This window comes from Curtobacterium sp. MCBA15_012 (assembly GCF_001864935.2).
GTDB lineage: Bacteria > Actinomycetota > Actinomycetes > Actinomycetales > Microbacteriaceae > Curtobacterium.
Window position 1 is genome coordinate 53,942 of record NZ_CP126267.1, and the last position, 17,095, is coordinate 71,036.

Here is a 17,095-nt window from a genome sequence, read left to right on the forward strand (position 1 = left end):
TGCCGGCACCCGCGCACGAGGGCGCAGGTGCCGGCACGTCGGTCAGATCGGCCGGTCGCCGGCGACGGGATCAGGACGAGAAGTCGCGCACCAGGTGGTCCGGCGTCGCAGCGAGCACCGCCGCGACGAACCGTCGGCCCCGCCACCACTCCGCGGCCCGGATGTGGAACGAGTCACCCTGCGTGTCGACGATGGTCACGCCCTCGCTGCCGCGTCTGCCGACGACGGCCGCCTGCGCCAGGTCGACTTCGCGGGACTCCTCTCCACGCGGCCGGAGGACCAGGCGGTGGTCGACGATCTCGGCGTGCATCGTCGCCAGTCCGCTCAGGAGCCGGTCGCGGTGCGTGCTCCGGCCGCGTCCGGGGCGCGCCGGGAACCACACACGAGGGGGGACCGGCCTGCCGATCTTCGCGTCGTCGTGCTCCAGACCGTGCCGCCGCGCGAGTGCCGCGAAGTCGACGTCGGCGTCGCGGTCGACGCAGACGAGCAGCGTCGGGAACGCGTCCTCGAGGGCTTCCCGCAGCTGCGCGAGCTCGGCGGGGGAGACGGGGGAGTCGGCGCTCGGGGCCAGGCCGATCCCGCGGAGTCGTCGCAGCATCGTCGCCCAGATCGTCACGTCGGGGCCGGAGGAGGGATACAGCGCGTTGAGCGCTCGGGAGGCGTCGATCCTGGCGATCGTGGCGGCACTCGGTCCGTGCTCCGCCAGACGCCGGAACACCCCGACGACGGCGGCGGTGGTCTCCTCGACGTCGGAGTCGTCCCCGTCGGCCGTCACGGCGACGACGCTCGTGTCCGCGTCCAGGTCGAGCGTGTGCGAGCTGACGTCGTACGCGAGCGCCGCCTCGATGCGGAGCGCGTCGAACACCTCGTGTTCGATCACCGCGTCGGCCAGCGGCGCGACCTCCGCCGGGACGACGACCGAGGCGGCCGTGCCGCCGAGGGCCGACTCGACCAGGGCGCCGCGGCGCATCGGTCCGGTCCACCGCTCGATGCGGGTGCTCGGGCGGCCCGGACGGCCGGCGGGCAGCGGGAGGTCGATCACCTCGGGCGGAGCGGTGCCCCCACGGACGATCACCACCGCGTTCTCGGCGACGAAGCGCTCCGCGACCCAGTTCCGGACCTCCTCGGCGGTGATGCCCGCGACCGCGGCCGATCCCGCTCCCGAGCGACCAGGGCCGGCCGGTCCGAAGCGTGCCGTGTGCACCGAGGCGACCTGCTCGTGGAAGCGCAGCCGGTCTTCCTTCTCGAGCACCCTGCGTTCCCGCACGACCGTGTCGTCGGTGGTCTCGGCGAGGGCCGAGACCGAGGCCGCGAACCGCCCGAGGAGTGCCAATGCCTCGTCGGTGGTCTCGGTGGTGACCTCGAAGAAGGTGACGTGGTCGTGCGTGGTGGCGTTGTGCCACGTGGTGATCGGGAGCGCCCCACGGACCGCGAGGTGCTCCACGAGGTGGGTGATCCCGGCGAGGGTGACCGGCTCGTCACAGGAGCCCACGCCGAACGCCAGCCGTGCCTCGACGACGCCCGGTGCGGAGGCGTGGACGGTCGGGACGGGGCGGAGCTGTTCGGGCACAGGTCATGCTCACACGGAACCCGGCGGCGACCGCGCCCCAGTCCGAGGGCCGGTGAGTGGGCGGCTCGGGTGTCGGCCCGTGCCGGTCAGCGTCCCGGCGGTCCCTCGGTGCGGGACCCGTGCCGCCGCACCACGAGCAGCAGCACCGCCCCGCCGACGAGCCCGACCGCGACCACCACCGGCACGCGGAACGCCAGCGCCGTGACCGCACCGCCGAGCCCGCGCCCGGCCAGCAGCGCCGCGCCGCCGACAGCGACGGACAGCACCACGGCCGCACCGGCGACCACCACGGCGACACGACGCTCACCCGCGCTCGGCGTCCGCTCCGCCCGGGGTGCCGTGCGCCGCCACCACACCACGGCGGCCACGAGCAACGCGAGCAGCCCGAGCGCCGACGACGTGTCCTGCAGGAAGAACGGGAGCGGGTACCCGCCCACCGTGCCCTCGCGGAGCGCCGGCCAGGCCTGGACCACGAACCCGTGGCCGTGCGTGAAGCCGTCCCAGACGACGTGGGTCACGCTGCCGAGCACGCACCCGACCAGGACCGGCAGCACGCGCCGTACCGTGACCAGCAGTGCGCGCCGGATGCGGACCGGCAGTGCGTCGGGGTCCCCGACCCTCCGCGCCTGCGGGGAGCACATCCGGACGGGCCGCGGCGTCGCCCACGACAGCGGGACGCGCGCCCGGACACCCGGGACGACCGGAGCCCACGCCGGACGGACGAGCAGCCACCACACGGCGAGCACGACGAGCGAGACGGCGAGGTCGATCGTCGGGATGCCCCACCAGGAGTGCGCGTCCTCGTACCGGGGCAGGAACGGAGCGAACAGCACGGCGTCCGGGGCCATCGACCCGACGGCGACGGCGGCGACCGGCACGGGGAGTCGCCGCGCGCCGAGGGCGACGACGGCGTGGCTCACGGTGAAGGGCACGGTGTCAGCGCACGAGGTGGGTGCGGCGCATGAACCACTCCACGCCCTCGGCCAGGGCGACGCCGGCGGTGTGCCAGTCGTGCCCGCCGCCCTCGATCATCCGGACGGTCACGTCGGTCCCCGCCGCCCGTGCCGCGACGGCGATGACCGGGACGACCGGCCCGTACCGGCTGTCGTCGGCCCCCGCGGCGATGAAGGCCGCCGAGGACCGGTACGGCGCGTGGTCCTGGAGCAGTCGGACGGGCTGTGCGGCCTCGAACGCTGCCCGGTCACCGCGGAAACCCCGTTGGACGGTCTCATCCTGGTCACCGAGCGTCGGTCCGCGCTGCCCCGAGACGTCGATCCAGGACCCGAAGCGGTGCGGGAACGCGGCGCCGAGCTGCACCGCGCAGGTGCCGCCCTGCGAGAAGCCGCCGATCGCCCACCGGTCGGCGGACTCCGCGGCGTGGAGGTGTCGGTGCACCCACGCGGGGACGTCCTCGGTCAGGTAGGTCGCGCTGTTGCCGAGCGGACCGTCGACGCACATCGGGTTGTTCGTCGCGGCTCCGAGCTGGTCCGGCATCACGACGATCGGGGCGAGCCCGTGGTGTGCCGCCGCCAGGGCGTCGAGTCGTGCGACCATCCGGCCGGCCTCGACGATGTTGGCGGGCGCTGCTCCCGGCCCCTGCCCGGAGAGCATGACGACGACGGGCAGCACGGGGGCGTGCTCGACGAGCGCCGCGGGCGGCAGGTACACGATGGCGGGACGTGCCCGGAAGTGCGAGGTGTCGCCCGGGATCCGGACCGAGCCGTACCGTCCGTGCGTGGGCATGTCCGACGGCGGCTGCCACGCGGCGGCGTCCGCGGCCCGGGTGGACGGGGAGGGATCGTCCGGCAGCGCCAGGGCGGGCACGTGGGACTCACCCAGGGCGTCGGCGACGGTGGGGAACAGACCCGCGTCACGGTTGATCGCGAGCGCGCCGGACAGGACGGCGAGCGGCACGAGGACCGCGGCCACCACGCGGGTGCGCGTCCGTCCGCGCACGAGGCCGACGACCGCCACACCGAGGAGCGCGCAGACGACGCCCGTCCAGATCCGGTCGACCCACGTCGGGGCGATGCCGAGCACGTCGAGGACGTCGCCGAGGAACCAGGAGAGCAGCGCGCCGAGCACCGCACCGGCCACGAGCGCGACCGCGAGCGGTCGCCAGGCCCGCCGGACTGCGAGGACGACGCCGAGGGCCGCCACGACGGTGACCGCGTAGAGCGGGAGCAGGAGGTGGGCGGAGAGCAGGGGGAGGGTCGTCACGAGGGTCCTGGGGGTGTGGTGTCCGCGGAGCGCGGCTTCGGCGTGCTGTTCGGCACCGTAGCGAGCGGAGGTGTCCTGCGGGGGCCGGAACGGCCGTTCCGGGGTGCCTTCCATGCTGATCCTGAGTCATCCCGCACCGAGGTGGCCGGCCGACGGCCGGAGACTGTCCGGTCGGCTGATCGGAAGGGGTCGCGCGGCCGATGCGGCGGCAGGCGGTCGCAGGCGCCGCGCGGAGACCGGACGGGAGGCGCGGTGCGGCGGCAGGGGACGGCGGGCGCGGTGCTGCGGGACGGACGGGAGGCGCGGTGCCGGTCCGGCGGCGCGGCTCGCCTCCGCCCCCTGGTCACGGTGGCAGGGTCGGCGGATGGAGTACACGGACTACGACACCCGGCTCGCCGCCTACGGCGTCGTCACGGACGGCGACCGCGTGCTCCTCGCCCGCCTGCGCATCGCCGAGCGGGGCACGTGGACGCTGCCCGGCGGCGGGGTCGAGTTCGAGGAGAGCGTCGAGCAGGCCGTCGTGCGGGAGATCCGCGAGGAGACCGGCTACGAGGCGACCTGCGGCGCGCTCCTCGGGGTGCGGCACCACATCGTGCCCGTCGAGCGGCGACTGCACGCCACCGGTCGGCCCATGAAGGCCGTCCAGGTCGTGTTCCGGGCGTCGGTCACGGGCGGTTCGCTGCGCCACGAGGCGGACGGCACCACCGACGAGGCCGCCTGGGTCCCGATCGCCGAGCTGCCCCACCGACGGCACGGGCTGCTCGTGCCGATCGCCCTCGGGTGGGCGGGCGTGCTCGGACGCTGAGCCCGGCCCGTGCCGGTCCCGGCCGGTGGCGTCGTCGCTGTGGGGACACCCGGGCACGGACGGAGCGGGAAACCGGGCGGCGTCCACGGTCCGTCGGTAGCGTCGTGCCACGACGTCGAGCGAGAGGAGCGGACGTGCACGGCGAGGCGACCGACCTGTCCGCCCGGCTCTGGGACGAGCGGGCGGTGCTCGCGCAGCTCGTCGACGACGCCGACCGCGCGGACGTCGTCCCGGCGCTGTTCGAGCGGCTCCGTGCGCTGCGCCTGGAGCGGGACGTCCTGGTGCACGCCCTCGCGGCCCGGTGGGGCGCCGCACAGCCCGACCGGCGCGACGCCCTCGGTCACCCCGACGGCACACACCTGCCCGGCAGCGCGCTCGCAGCCGGCGTCACGGAAGCGCCCGGCAGCACCGACGATGCCGACCCGGACGCCCTGGCGGCGCTCGCCGCGTTCGCCCCACCGCCGTGGGACCTGCTCCTCCCCGGACACGTGGCCGCGCTCGACCGCCTCGCGGCCGAGGTGACCGCGGCGCTGCCCCCCGGACCCCTGCGGGACGAGTGGGAGCGCCTCGACGTCACTCCTCGACGACGCTGAGCACGTTGCCCGACGGGTCGGTGAACCACGCGATGAGCGGTCCGCCGTGCCGGTTCACCCCGCGCTCGTCGGTGAGGCCCTCGTAGCGGAGGAACGCGACGCCGGCGGCGGTGAGCTCGTCGACCGCGGCGTCCACGTCCGGCACCGAGAACCCGCTGAACGCCTTCGTCGCGTCGATCACCGCACCAGGCAACCACCGACGGCGCCCCGCCGCACACCGACGGCCCGGCCGCACACCGACCGGCCTCCCGGAGCCGGTCCGGCGGCTGCACGCCACGTCCGCACCGCCCGGTGGTAGGAACGTGCCATGGCAGCTGACGAGCACCGCGGCGACGGGCGCACCGCCGACGGACCGCACCAGAGCCGACGGTCGTTCCTCCGGCGGGCGGGCATCGGAGCCGCCGGTGCCGCGGTCGGTGCGGGTGCGGTCGGCGCGGGGGTCGCGGCGGCACGCGGGTCCGACGAGCGCTACGGCTTCGCGCCGCTCCCCGAACGCGCCGAGCCCGGGTTCGACCACGTCGTCGTGCTCATGTTCGAGAACCGCAGCTTCGACCACGTGTTCGGCCGGCTGTACACCGACGCCGAGCTCCGTCCCGGCCAGTCCTTCGCCGGGCTGCAGCGCGGCACGCACGAGAACACCGCCCCGGACGGCACGGTCGTCGCGGCACACGTCTACGAGGGCAGCACCGACCACGTGATGAGCCAGCCGGACCCCGACCCCGGCGAGTTCTACCCGCACGTCAACACGCAGTGGTTCGGCACGGTCGACCCGCCCGGCAACGCCGATCCCGGCCGGAACGGGTACGCGCCGCCGTACAACGCACCGGCCGACACGAGCCGCCCGACGATGTCCGGCTTCGTCCGGGACTACGTGGTGAACTACCGGCTCGAGCGCGGCGTCGAGCCCACGCGCGACGAGTACGAGCGCGTGATGGGGGGCTTCTCGCCCGCGATGCTCCCGGTCTTCTCGACCCTGGCGAAGTCGTTCGCGGTCTACGACCACTGGTTCTGCGCGGTGCCGTCGCAGACGTTCTGCAACCGGTCGTTCTTCCATGCCGGCACGTCGCACGGCTTCGTCACGAACGGTCAGCCGGACGGACCCGCCAAGTGGCTGGACGCCCCGGACGTCCCGACGCTCTTCACCCGGCTCGAGGAGGCCGGCAAGAGCTGGCGTGTCTACTTCGACGCCGACCAGGTCGTCTCGCTCACCGGCTTCCTGCACGCCCCCTCGATCGAGCGGTACTGGAAGACCAACTTCCGGAGCATGGCGCAGTTCCACGAGGACGCGGCGAACGGGAACCTGCCCGACTACGCGTTCGTCGAGCCCCGGATGATGTTCGACCACAACGACATGCACCCGCCGGTCTCCCGCCCGAAGGTGGTACCGGAGGCCGACGGCGCGACGTTCGACAGCGCGATGAGCGACGTCCGTGCCGCCGAGGCCCTGCTCGCCGAGGTGTACGGCGCGATCCGGGCCAGCCGCTCGACCACGGGCTCGAACGCCGTGAACACGGCGCTGGTCGTGACCTTCGACGAGCACGGCGGGATCTACGACCACGTCCCGCCGCCCACCGCCACCCCGCCGACGGGCACCGCGGAGCCGGGGGAGATGGGCTTCGGGTTCGACCGGCTCGGCGGCCGCGTCCCCACCTTCGTCGTGTCGGCGTACACCGAGCCCGGCACGATCGTGAACACCCCGATGCACCACGGCTCGATCGCGCACACGCTCTGCCAGCAGCACGGCCTCGAGCCGCTCACGCACCGGGACGCCGACGCCGAGGGCATCCACAACGTCCTGAACCGGCGCGTCCCGCGGCAGCCGCAGCTCTGGCCGGAGGTCACCGCGCCCTACGTCCCGACGAACCCCGAGGCCGCCGCCCGCCGCCGTCGTCCCCGCGGTGCCGAGCGCGACCGTCCGGTCACGGCACCGGGGAAGGGGCTGCTCGGCCTGCTCCTGGCCAAGTACGAGCCCGGCGCCCCCGTGCCCGAGACCTTCGGCGACGCCTACGACGTGCTGACCGAGCACGGACTCGGCCTGTTCGGCGACCGCGACTGACTCCGCCCGGGCCGTCCGACACCGCGTCTGCGAGGATGACCGCGTGACCGCCGAGAGCTCGACCGACGACGCCGTCGCCCGTGCCGTGGAGCTCGCCGGTGCCGGTGGCCGTGTCGTGCTCGGCATCGTCGGTGCCCCGGGTGCGGGCAAGTCGACCCTGGCCCGCCGGATCGTCGCCGCGGTCGACGCGCAGCACGGACCGGGCACCGCCGTCCAGGTGCCGATGGACGGGTTCCACCTGGCGAACCGCGCACTCGACGCCCTCGGACGCCGCGACCGCAAGGGTGCGGTGGACACCTTCGACGGCGCCGGCTACGTCGCGCTCGTCCGCCGCCTGGTCGCCGCAGACGAGCCCGTCGTCTGGGCGCCGGACTTCGACCGGACGGTCGACGAGCCGGTCGCCGGCAGCATCGCGGTGCCGCGGGCCACACGCCTGGTCGTCACCGAGGGCAACTACCTGCTCGACGAGGACGAGCCGTGGTCGACGCTGGCGACGCTGTTCACCGAGACGTGGGCGTGCGTCGTCGCCGACGACGTCCGCGTCGACCGACTGGTCGGCCGACACGTCCGGCACGGACGCGACCCGGAGTCGGCCCGTGCCTGGGCGGTCGAGGTCGACGGCGTGAACGCCGCGAGGGTCGTGGCGGGGCTGCACCGCGCCTCCAGGACGGTCCTGACGTGACCGGAACCGGCGCGACCGACCCGACCTGACCTGACCTGATCTGACCCGACCCGACCACCACCGCACCACACGACCGACGGGACCGACCATGACCATCGCCATCACCGGCGCGACCGGCAACATCGGCGGCGCCGTCGCCCGCGCGCTCGCCGCAGCCGGCACGCCCTTCCGGATGCTCGTGCGCGACCCCGCCCGCGCCCCGGAGCTGCCCGGGACCGAGGTCGCCGTCGCGTCGTTCGCCGACGTCGACGCGAGCCGGGCCGCCCTCGAGGGCGTCGACCTGCTGCTCATGGTCTCCGGCGCCGAGGCCGAGGACCGCCTCGCCCAGCACCGCGCCTTCGTCGGGGCCGCGGCGACCGCGGGCGTCCGGCACGTCGTGTACACGTCGTTCGTCGGGGCCGCGCCCGACGCGACCTTCACCCTCGGGCGCGATCACTGGGCGACCGAGGAGGCGATCCGCGCGACCTCGATGGCGCACACGTTCCTGCGGGACTCGTTCTACCTCGACTTCGTCGAGGACCTGGTCGGCGAGGACGGCGTGATCCGCGGTCCGGCTGCGGACGGTGCGATGGCCGCGGTCGCCCGGGCGGACGTCGCACGGGTCGCCACCGAGGTGCTGCTGCACCCGTCGGCGCACCTCGACCGCACGTACGAGCTGACCGGGCCGGCGGCGATCACCCTCGCGCAGGCGGCGGCGATCGTCGCCGAGGTGCGCGGGCGGGAGGTCTCGTACCACCCGGAGACGCTCGAGGAGGCCTACGCCTCCCGGGCGCGGTGGGAACCGGCTCCGTGGCAGGCGGACGCGTGGGTGAGCACGTACACGGCGATCGCCGAGGGCGCGCTCGCCCGGGTGTCGGGCGACGTCGAGCGGGTGACCGGGCGGCGGCCGATGACCCTGCGCGAGGTGCTGGCCGCAGGCTGACGCGGCGTGGGGGACGCGCGCGGGGTCGCCGCGCGTCCGCCGCCGGGCCGGGCACCGCGGATTGAGCAGAAGACGTCGGGTGGCGGGCCCCGACTCGACAGTTGCTGCTCCATCGGCGGCCGGGAGGCGCGGGGTGCGTCCGGCAGGCCGGGTGCGGCCCGCGACGGGGCGGCTGGGAGGCGCGGGGTGCGTCCGGCAGGCCGGGTGCGGTGCGGGTGCGGTCGCGTCGGGCTCAGGGCACCCGGCGGGCGGCCAGGGTCCCCGCGACGCCGAGCATCAGCACCGACGCGAGCACGACGAGCAGCGGCACCGTCCAGTCCCCGGTCGCCCCGTGCAGGGACCCGGCGACGAGCGGTCCCGCGGAGCCGATCAGGTACCCGCCGCCCTGCACGAACGCCGACATCCGGCGGGCGTCGTCGTCGCTCGTGACGATCCGCACGATGATGATGAACACGACCGTGATCCCACCGCCCTGGGCCGCCCCGCCGAGCACCGACCAGAGCAGCCACAGCTGCGGGGCGAACAGCAGCCCGAGCGGCATCGCGAGCCACAGGAACGCGACGAGGGCGATGATCGCCCGCGGCCGCCACCGGGACGCGAGCACCGGGACGCCGAGCGCACCGACGACCGCGAGGATCTGGAACACCGACGAGCTCGCGCCGGAGGACTCCGCCGAGAACCCGATCTCGTCGTGCAGCAGCGTCGGGATCCACGCCGTGAGCGCGTAGTACGAGAACGCCTGGCCACCGAAGGCCAGCGTGAGTCCCCACGTGATGAGCCGTCGGGCCGGCCGCACCGGCTCGGGCGTCGTCGTCCGCGGGGCCCGGGCGTCGACCGTGTGCACGCTCCCCGTGTCGGTCGTCACGGTCGAGAGCAGCTCGACCGGACCGGTCTCGACGACCGGCTCGACCCGCTCCGGACGGCGCCACGCGGCACGCGGTCCGACGGCGAACGACCACGCGACGCCGGCGACGAGCGCGAACCCGGCCCACACCGCGATCGCGACCGGCCAGCCCCACACGGCGGCGATCGGGGCGGTGCCGAGCGACGTCGTCATCGACCCGACGTTGAGCGCGGACGTGTACACCCCGGTGACCAGGCCCACGCGTTCCGGCGAGGTGTCCCGTCGGATCACGACCGGGACCACGACGTTGCCGATCGTGATGCCGATGCCGATCACCGCGGTGCCGACGAGCAGCGCCGTCGCCGAGGGCACCGAGCGCAGCACCGTGCCGACGAGCACGATGACGAGCGACAGCGAGACCGCCCGCTCCGGGTCGGCCTTGGCGATGAGCCAGCTCGCGAACGGCGTCGCGAGCGAGAAGCACAGCACCGGGATCGTCGTCAGCAGCCCCGCGACCGTCGCGGTCAGGCCGAGGTCGAGCCGGATCTCCCCGATCACGGGCGCGGGCGCGACGATCGGCCCGCGGAAGTTCAGGGCGATGAGGACGATCGCGGCGGGGAGTACCCATGCGGCCCCCTGCACCCCTCGACGGACGGCGGTGGTCATCGCGGTGCTCGGTCGTCCGGCAGCAGGATCGGCAGCAGGTCGAGCGGCGTCGCGGCCTGCGCGACGGTGCCGGCGGCCTCCTCCGGGGCGCCGTAGCCCCACGCGGCGAACACGACCGGGACGCCGTGCACCTGCGCGCCCTCGACGTCGTGCATCCGGTCGCCGACGAGCACCGGACGGCTGACGTCGTCGCCGCGGGCGGCCAGGCGGCGGAGGGCCTCCTCGACGACGTCGGCCTTGGCACTGCGCACCTCGTCGTCGCTCGCGCCGGTCACGACGTCGATCCAGGGGAGCAGGCCGTAGTGGTCGAGGATGAGCGTCGCCGGCGTCTCGGGCTTGCTCGTCGCGGTCGAGATCGGCAGGCCGGCCTCGTGCAGGGTGCGGAGGACGACGTCGACGTCCGGGAACATCGCGGAGTCGAGCGCACCGTGCGACAGGTAGTGCTCGCGGTACACGGCCAGCGTGTGGTCCGCCTGCTCCTCGTCCATGCCCATGGCGATGCGGAAGGTGTCCATGATCGGCGGTCCGACGAAGGACATCAGCGTCGCGGTGTCCGGGACGGGCACGCCGACCGTGCGGAAGGTGTGCGTCATGCTCTCGAGGATCCCCGGAGCGGAGTCGCTGATGGTGCCGTCGAGGTCGAACAGGATGGCGGTGTACGGGCGCGTCATGTCCTGCCCACCCTAGTCGCGGCGGTGGACGCGACCCGGAGCCGGGCCGCAGGGCGCGGTCGGAGCCGCGCCGCGCCTCCCGTCCGACCCGGTCGTGAGGCGACGTGCGCCCCTGCGCGGGGTGCGTCGCTCAGAACAGGCGGGTGTGCCCGCCCTCGATGCCGCGCATCGCGTCGTAGTCGAGCACCAGGACGCGGATGCCGCGGTCCTCGGCGAGGGTGCGGGCCTGCGGCGCGACGGTCTGCGCGGCGAGCACGCCCTGGACCGGCCGCAGGTGCGGGTCGCGGTTCATCAGCTCGAGGTAGCGCGTGAGCTGCTCGACGGCGTCGATGTTGGCGTTGCGCTTCATCTCGACCGCGACGCTCGCACCGGCGTCGTCCCGCGCCAGGATGTCGACCGGGCCGATCGCGGTCATGTACTCGCGGCGGACGAGGGTGTGCCCCTCGCCGAGGAGCTCGATCTGCTCGGCCAGGAGCTGCTGCAGGTGCGCCTCGACCCCGTCCTTGACCAGGCCCGGGTCGACGCCGAGGTCGTGGGTCTCGTCGGCGACGACCTCGTACAGGCTCACGATGAGCTGGTCCTGCGTCTTCTTCTGCGTGACGGTCCAGACCTGCGTGATGCCGGCCTCGGCCTGCTCCGCGGAGGGCTCGCCCATCTCGATCGAGCACGGCGGGCTCATCCAGTTGAGCGGCTTGTAGCTGCCGCCGTCGGAGTGCACGAGCAGGGAGCCGTCGGCCTTCAGCATGAGCAGCCGGGTCGCGAGCGGCAGGTGGGCCGAGAGGCGTCCGGCGTAGTCGACGGAGCAGCGGGCGATGACGAGACGCACCCGGTGATCCTAACGGGGGTCGCGCGTCGCGCTCTCCTGCTGCTCGGTCTGGAGGCGCGGCTCGCCCCCGGCGGTGCCCGTCCGGTCCGTCGGCTGGTCCCGCCCGGCACGGCGCTGCCGCATCGTCTCGGCCGCAGCGCCCGTCTCGCGCGCGGCACCCGAGGCCAGCCCCGCGGCGATGATGAACACGAACACCACGAGCAGGGCGCCGAGCAGGCCGACGTGCTCGCCCAGGAAGCCGATCAGCGGCGGGCCCGCGAGGAACGCCACGTACCCGATGGTGGCGACGGCGCTGACCTTGAGCGCGGCCGACCGGGGATCGTCCGCCGCGGCCGACATGCCCATCGGGAAGCCGAGGCTCGCGCCGAGGCCCCAGAGCACGACGCCGACGATCGCGATCGGGATGACGTCGACGAAGATGAGGAGCCCGAGCCCGACGACCGCGACGACGGCGCTGACCCGCAGCACCGGGACGCGGCCGAACCGGTCGATGAGCGGGCTGCCGGCGACGCGGCCGACGGTCATCGCGGCGAGGAACACCGTGAGCACCCCGGCGCCGGCGGCGTTGTCGAGCCCGTGTCCGTCGATCATCGCGAGCGGGAGCCAGTCGTTGGCGGAGCCCTCGGCCAGCGCCATGCCGAGCACGATCACGCCGATGAGCAGCGTGGACGGCTGCGTCCAGACCTGGCGACGGGTGAGCTGCGTCGGGACGGGGCTCGTGTCGGTGGCCTCGTGCTCCGCGAACCGGTGCTCGTCGCCGAAGCGCGACGCCGCGGCGAGCAGGACGAGGGCGACGACCACGCCGAGCACGGCGAAGTGCAGCACGACCGGGACCGCGAACCGTTCGGCGAGGGCGCCGAGGCCCGCACCGGCGAGGGTGCCGACGCTGAACGCGGCGTGGAACAGCGGCATGATGGTGCGCCCGCCGGCCTTCTCGGCCGCGGCCCCGGACACGTTCATCGAGACGTCGCAGAGCCCGTTGCCGAACCCGAAGGCGACCAGGGCGACCCAGATCGCCGCGAAGCCCCAGCCCGCGGTGACCGCGACGCCCGCGAGGACGACCCCGACGGCCAGGCAGACGGCCGCCACCTGGACGCCGCGCCTGGCGCCGACCTTGGCGACGACGTGCCCGGCGAACGTCAGGCCGCCGATCGAGCCGACCGCCATGCCGAGCACGAGCAGGCCCATCTCGAACGTCGACGCCCCGAGCGAGTCCCGCACGCTCGGGATGCGTCCGAGCCAGGTCGCGATCGCGAGCCCGGACACCGTGAAGGCCGCGAACACGGCGACGATCCAGGTCCGGGTCGTCGGGGCGGCGGTGGTCGTCATGGGTGGTTCCGATCGTGCTCGAACAGGCTCGGCGGCCTGCGTGTCGCGGCTGGTCGAATCGATTCGACCACGTTCGGTGGCTACGCTAACGGGCGATGGACGAACCGGCAACAGGAACCGGCGCGTCGCGACCGCCGCTGGCCCGCGGGCGCGACCGCGGTCTCGGCGACCCGGAGCGTCGGGCCGTGCGCCCGACCCTGGCCGCGGTGGCACGTGCCGCCGGGGTGGCGCCGTCCACCGCCTCGCTCGCGTTCAGCGGCGCCGGGCCGGTGTCCGAGGACGCCAAGGCCCGGGTGCTGGCCGCCGCTGCCGAGCTCGGCTACGGCGGACCCGACCCCCGGGCGCGTTCGCTCCGCCGCGGTCGCTCCGGCGTGCTCGGCGTCGTGATGGACGAACGGCTCAGCGACGCCTTCCGCGACCCGGTCAACGTCCTGACGCTGGACGGCATCGCGGCCGTCGCCGGTGAGGCCGGAGCGTCCCTCCTGCTCGTCCGCAGCCCGCTCGACGACGACCGCGGGACCGGGCCGATCGTCGACGCCCCGATGGACGCGGTCGTCCTGGTCGGGTGCAACGTGCGGATCGACCCGGCGGTCGCCGTGCTCCGGCGGCGGCAGATCCCCGTCGTCGCCATCGAGGCGGACGAGATCGAGGGTGCCGTCCCGATCCACCTGGACAACCGCGACGCCTCCCGCCGGGCCGCCGCGTACCTCCGCGACCTCGGGCACACGGCCGTGACCGTCGTCACCCTGCCGCTCGACGCCGCACGCCGTCGCGGCCCGGTCGACGCCGCGCGCGAGGCGGCCGGCGTCGCCCACACGACGCTCGAGCGGCTGCGCGGGGTCCGCGAGGTCTACCCGGATGCTCCCGCCCTCGAGGCCGCCGGGAGCGCGGTCGAGGAGGGCCGCATCGCGGGGGAGTCCCTGTTCGCCGCCGGTGCCGAGGCCCCGACCGCGGTCGTGGCGCAGAGCGACCTGCTCGCCGTCGGGGTGGTCTCGGCCGCGCTCGACGCCGGGCTCCGCGTGCCCGAGGACGTCAGCGTCGTGGGCTTCGACGGCATCACGGTCGACGACAGCCTGCTGCACCGCTCACCGATCCGGCAGCTGACCACCCTGGTGCAGCCGTTCGAGCAGAAGGGGCGGGCCGCTGCGCGCGCGGCGCTCGCGATGCTCGAGGGCGAGGAACCGCGTCCGGCGGCCTTCACCTCGGAGCTGCGCATCGGCGACACGACGGGTCCGGCGCGCTCCGGCTCGACGCCGCTCGACGCGGCACGCTGATCGGGTCGGGTGCGCCGGTGACCCGGGACCGGTCCCGGGCTCAGGCTGACCGGGTCGGGTGACCCGGGACCGTTCCCGGGCTCAGCCCCGCCGCAGTCCGAGCGCGACCACCGCGACCAGGTTCACGGCGCTCCCCACGAGGAACCCCGTCGTCCCGCCGGCGACCCCGACCGTCGGCGCGAGCACCACCATGAGCACCGCACCGACGACGAAGCCCGCGACCGAGGCGAGTGCGACCTGCCGCGACCGACCAGCAGCGAGCAGGAGCGCCGCGGGCACGAGCCCCACCGTGAACACCCACACGCCGACCATCAGGTACCGCAGGTCCGCGACGGCGGCCGCACCCTCGGCGGGGTAGACGAGCGGCAGGAACCACCCGGCGAGCAGCGCGACGAGCCCGAACACCACCGCGGTCGCGGCGGCGAACCCGCCCACGAGCGTCAGGGCCCCGCGCGACCGGAGCGAGCCGCCGTCGGTGCGGTGCGCGAACGCGGGGACGAGCACCTGCCCGAGGGCCTGGCCGAGCATCGACGCCGGCGTCGCCAGGGTGAAGGCCGCGGCGTACACCCCGGCCTCCCGCGCGGACGACGACACCTGCGCCGAGATCATCGTCAGCTGCAGCAGGCCGTTCGACGTGACGACCGCGAGCACGTTCCACGCGGCGAACCCGAGCACCCCGGTCGTGGGCTCGACGGGCTCGGTGAAGCCGTTCCCCCGTGGCCAGCAGGCGATCGCGAACACCGTGTACCCGACGGCGAGCGGCAGCAGCACCAGCGGCTCGAGGTCGCCGACGCAGGCGAGCACGAGCAGGACGAGCGCGAGGATGCTCGTGACGGTGTCCCAGAACGCGACCCGCGGCGCGCGGCCGTAGCCCAGCTGGGCGCCGCGGGCGGTGCAGTACAGGCCGTACCCGACGACCACGGCGACCCCGCCGACGACCGCGCCGGGTCCGTTGCCCCACGCGAGGGCGACCGGCACCGTGACCGCGGCGAGCACGACGCTCGAGACCACCGTGGTCGCGCCGAGCAGCCGGTTCACTGCCGCGTCCGACCGACGGCCGCGCAGGGCGATCGCGAGGTACCGCGAGGCGGTGTTGCCGGCCGCGTTCGGCCAGAGCAGCGCAGCGAAGACGGAGAGCGACAGCAGCGCCGTCACCTGCCCGAGGGTCTCGGTGCCGAACACCCGTCCGACCACGACGGTCACGAGCAGCTTCGCGACGCCCTGCACGCCGATGCCGACCGTGGCGAGCACCGCCGACGACGCGACCCCGGGCGTCGCCGCGCGTTCCTCGGTCCCGCTCACCGCGCCATCGCCTGGTCGACCCAGCCGGCCCGGTGCGCCCGGACCCCGAGCGTCACCGCCCGGATGCCGATGTACCCGAGGGCGAACGCCGCCCAGAGCCCCGCGAGCGTCCCCCCGACCCACCAGAGCAGCGGGAGGTACACGACGAGGTTCACCCCGCCGGCGACCGCGAGGTACCGGGCGTCACCGGCGCCGATGAGCACGCCGTCGAGCACGAAGACGTAGCCGGCGATCGGCATCCCGACCGCGACGAGGACGAGCACGGTGGGGAGCGCGTCCTGCACCGCGGGGGAGTCCGAGAACACCGGGCCGAGCAGCCCGCTGACGCCTGCGGTCAGGAGCCCGAGCAGCACGCCGCCCGCGATCCCGAGCAGCACCAGGCGCCGCGTGACGAGCCGGACCCGGTCGGGGTCCCGCGCGCCGAGGCCGTGCCCGACGAGTGCCTGCCCGGCGATCGCCAGCGCGTCGAGGGCGAAGGCCAGGGTCGAGAACACCGTCAGCCCGACCTGCGTCGTCGCGAGGCCCGTCGTCCCGAGGCCCGTCGCGGTCGCCACCGTCGCGAGCATCGCCACCCGCAGCGAGGCCGTGCGCAGGAACAGCCACGCGCCCGACCGCAGTGCGCGGGCGACCCCGGACGCACCGGGCCGCAGCGGTGCACCGGACGCCCGGGCGGCGCGGACCGCGATGCCGACGTAGACCGCGGCCATCGCCCACTGCACGATCACCGTGCCGGCTGCCGATCCCTCGACACCCCAGCCCGCGCCGTAGATGAGCACGGCGTTGAGCAGACCGTTCGCCACGAACCCGACCGTCGCGACGACGAGCGGGGTCCTGGTGTCCTGCAGCCCGCGGAGCAACCCGGTCGACGCGGTCACGACGAGGATCCCGGGCAGCCCGATCAGCGACACCGTCAGGTACGCGGTCGCCGCCGCCGACACCGCGGGCGAGGCCCCGAAGAGCCCGACGAGCGGTCCGGCGAGCGGCCACCCCACGAGCGCGAGCACGACGCCCAGCACGAGGGCCAGCCACATCCCGTCGATGCCGGCGTGCACCGCGGCGCGACGGTCGCCGCCGCCGAGGGCACGGGCCACCGCGGGCGTCGTCGAGTAGGCCAGGAAGACGAGCAGCCCGGTGACCGTCGTGAGCACGGCGCTCGCGATGCCGACGGCGGCGAGGGCGGTCGCGCCGAGGTGCCCGACGAGCGCGGTGTCGGTGAGCAGGAACAGCGGCTCGACCACCAGTGCGCCGAGCGCGGGGACCGCGAGCCGGACGATGTCCCGGTCGACGGCGCGCTGTTCGGCGCGCACGGGTGACACGGGAGGAGGGGGCACCGCA

At 74.8% G+C, this 17,095-nt stretch carries 16 protein-coding genes; 6 read left to right on the forward strand and 10 right to left on the reverse strand.

The window, feature by feature from the left end; genetic code table 11:
• Positions 1 to 70 precede the first annotated feature (70 nt).
• The 3 genes from QOL15_RS00270 to QOL15_RS00280 all read right to left on the reverse strand — a co-directional run bounded on the left by QOL15_RS00270 (position 71) and on the right by QOL15_RS00280 (position 3,904).
• Positions 71 to 1,570 carry an insulinase family protein gene (locus tag QOL15_RS00270; protein ID WP_065963223.1) on the reverse strand — a complete coding sequence of 500 codons (1,500 nt, stop codon included), beginning with the start codon at positions 1,568 to 1,570 and terminating at the stop codon, positions 71 to 73.
• 86 nt (positions 1,571 to 1,656) lie between these two features.
• The gene (locus QOL15_RS00275) at positions 1,657 to 2,502 is read right to left on the reverse strand and encodes a DUF4184 family protein (RefSeq protein ID WP_071248254.1); all 846 of its coding nucleotides are present in this window, start codon (positions 2,500 to 2,502) and stop codon (positions 1,657 to 1,659) included.
• Between the two features lie 4 nt (positions 2,503 to 2,506).
• Entirely contained in the window at positions 2,507 to 3,904 is a 1,398-nt protein-coding gene (locus tag QOL15_RS00280) for an alpha/beta hydrolase-fold protein (RefSeq protein WP_071248257.1), read from the reverse strand.
• 250 nt (positions 3,905 to 4,154) lie between these two features.
• On the opposite strand from QOL15_RS00280, the gene QOL15_RS00285 reads away from it, so the two are divergent.
• Positions 4,155 to 4,595, forward strand: a complete 441-nt coding sequence (locus tag QOL15_RS00285) for an NUDIX hydrolase (RefSeq protein WP_065963228.1) — start codon at positions 4,155 to 4,157, stop codon at positions 4,593 to 4,595.
• A gap of 134 nt (positions 4,596 to 4,729) precedes the next feature.
• Positions 4,730 to 5,188 carry a hypothetical protein gene (locus QOL15_RS00290; protein ID WP_071248260.1) on the forward strand — a complete coding sequence of 153 codons (459 nt, stop codon included), beginning with the start codon at positions 4,730 to 4,732 and terminating at the stop codon, positions 5,186 to 5,188.
• On the opposite strand, the gene QOL15_RS00295 is transcribed toward QOL15_RS00290, so the two are convergent.
• Positions 5,169 to 5,369 carry a VOC family protein gene (locus tag QOL15_RS00295; RefSeq protein ID WP_217641003.1) on the reverse strand — a complete coding sequence of 67 codons (201 nt, stop codon included), beginning with the start codon at positions 5,367 to 5,369 and terminating at the stop codon, positions 5,169 to 5,171. The two genes, QOL15_RS00290 and QOL15_RS00295, sit on opposite strands and share 20 nt — an antisense overlap.
• 126 nt (positions 5,370 to 5,495) lie before the next feature.
• Here QOL15_RS00295 and QOL15_RS00300 point away from each other — a divergent pair, with 126 nt between their 5' ends.
• From QOL15_RS00300 to QOL15_RS00310, 3 genes are all read left to right on the forward strand, one after another.
• Entirely contained in the window at positions 5,496 to 7,244 is a 1,749-nt protein-coding gene (locus tag QOL15_RS00300) for an alkaline phosphatase family protein (protein ID WP_071248263.1), read from the forward strand.
• A gap of 43 nt (positions 7,245 to 7,287) precedes the next feature.
• Positions 7,288 to 7,926 (forward strand): nucleoside/nucleotide kinase family protein, encoded by a 639-nt coding sequence (locus QOL15_RS00305; protein ID WP_071248266.1) that lies wholly within the window; start codon positions 7,288 to 7,290, stop codon positions 7,924 to 7,926.
• An 88-nt stretch (positions 7,927 to 8,014) separates the two neighbouring features.
• On the forward strand, positions 8,015 to 8,848 hold the full coding sequence (locus QOL15_RS00310) for an NmrA family NAD(P)-binding protein (RefSeq protein ID WP_071248269.1): 834 nt from the start codon (positions 8,015 to 8,017) through the stop codon (positions 8,846 to 8,848).
• A gap of 232 nt (positions 8,849 to 9,080) precedes the next feature.
• Here QOL15_RS00310 and QOL15_RS00315 read toward each other — a convergent pair whose 3' ends face one another.
• The 4 genes from QOL15_RS00315 to QOL15_RS00330 all read right to left on the reverse strand — a co-directional run bounded on the left by QOL15_RS00315 (position 9,081) and on the right by QOL15_RS00330 (position 13,184).
• On the reverse strand, positions 9,081 to 10,358 hold the full coding sequence (locus tag QOL15_RS00315) for a CynX/NimT family MFS transporter (RefSeq protein ID WP_065963240.1): 1,278 nt from the start codon (positions 10,356 to 10,358) through the stop codon (positions 9,081 to 9,083).
• Positions 10,355 to 11,029, reverse strand: a complete 675-nt coding sequence (locus QOL15_RS00320) for an HAD hydrolase-like protein (protein ID WP_071248271.1) — start codon at positions 11,027 to 11,029, stop codon at positions 10,355 to 10,357. Before QOL15_RS00320 ends, QOL15_RS00315 begins: the two co-directional genes overlap by 4 nt.
• Before the next feature lie 130 nt (positions 11,030 to 11,159).
• Entirely contained in the window at positions 11,160 to 11,855 is a 696-nt protein-coding gene (nucS, locus tag QOL15_RS00325; RefSeq protein ID WP_071248274.1) for an endonuclease NucS, read from the reverse strand.
• Positions 11,856 to 11,864: 9 nt separating this feature from the next.
• Complete coding sequence (locus QOL15_RS00330; protein WP_083394045.1) at positions 11,865 to 13,184, reverse strand: MFS transporter; 1,320 nt, start codon at positions 13,182 to 13,184, stop codon at positions 11,865 to 11,867.
• Positions 13,185 to 13,279: 95 nt separating this feature from the next.
• Here QOL15_RS00330 and QOL15_RS00335 point away from each other — a divergent pair, with 95 nt between their 5' ends.
• Complete coding sequence (locus QOL15_RS00335; protein WP_083394046.1) at positions 13,280 to 14,458, forward strand: substrate-binding domain-containing protein; 1,179 nt, start codon at positions 13,280 to 13,282, stop codon at positions 14,456 to 14,458.
• An 81-nt stretch (positions 14,459 to 14,539) separates the two neighbouring features.
• On the opposite strand, the gene QOL15_RS00340 is transcribed toward QOL15_RS00335, so the two are convergent.
• Positions 14,540 to 15,760 (reverse strand): lipopolysaccharide biosynthesis protein, encoded by a 1,221-nt coding sequence (locus QOL15_RS00340; protein ID WP_071248277.1) that lies wholly within the window; start codon positions 15,758 to 15,760, stop codon positions 14,540 to 14,542.
• Positions 15,757 to 17,067, reverse strand: a complete 1,311-nt coding sequence (locus QOL15_RS00345) for an MATE family efflux transporter (RefSeq protein ID WP_071248335.1) — start codon at positions 17,065 to 17,067, stop codon at positions 15,757 to 15,759. Before QOL15_RS00345 ends, QOL15_RS00340 begins: the two co-directional genes overlap by 4 nt.
• Positions 17,068 to 17,095: the final 28 nt, after the last annotated feature.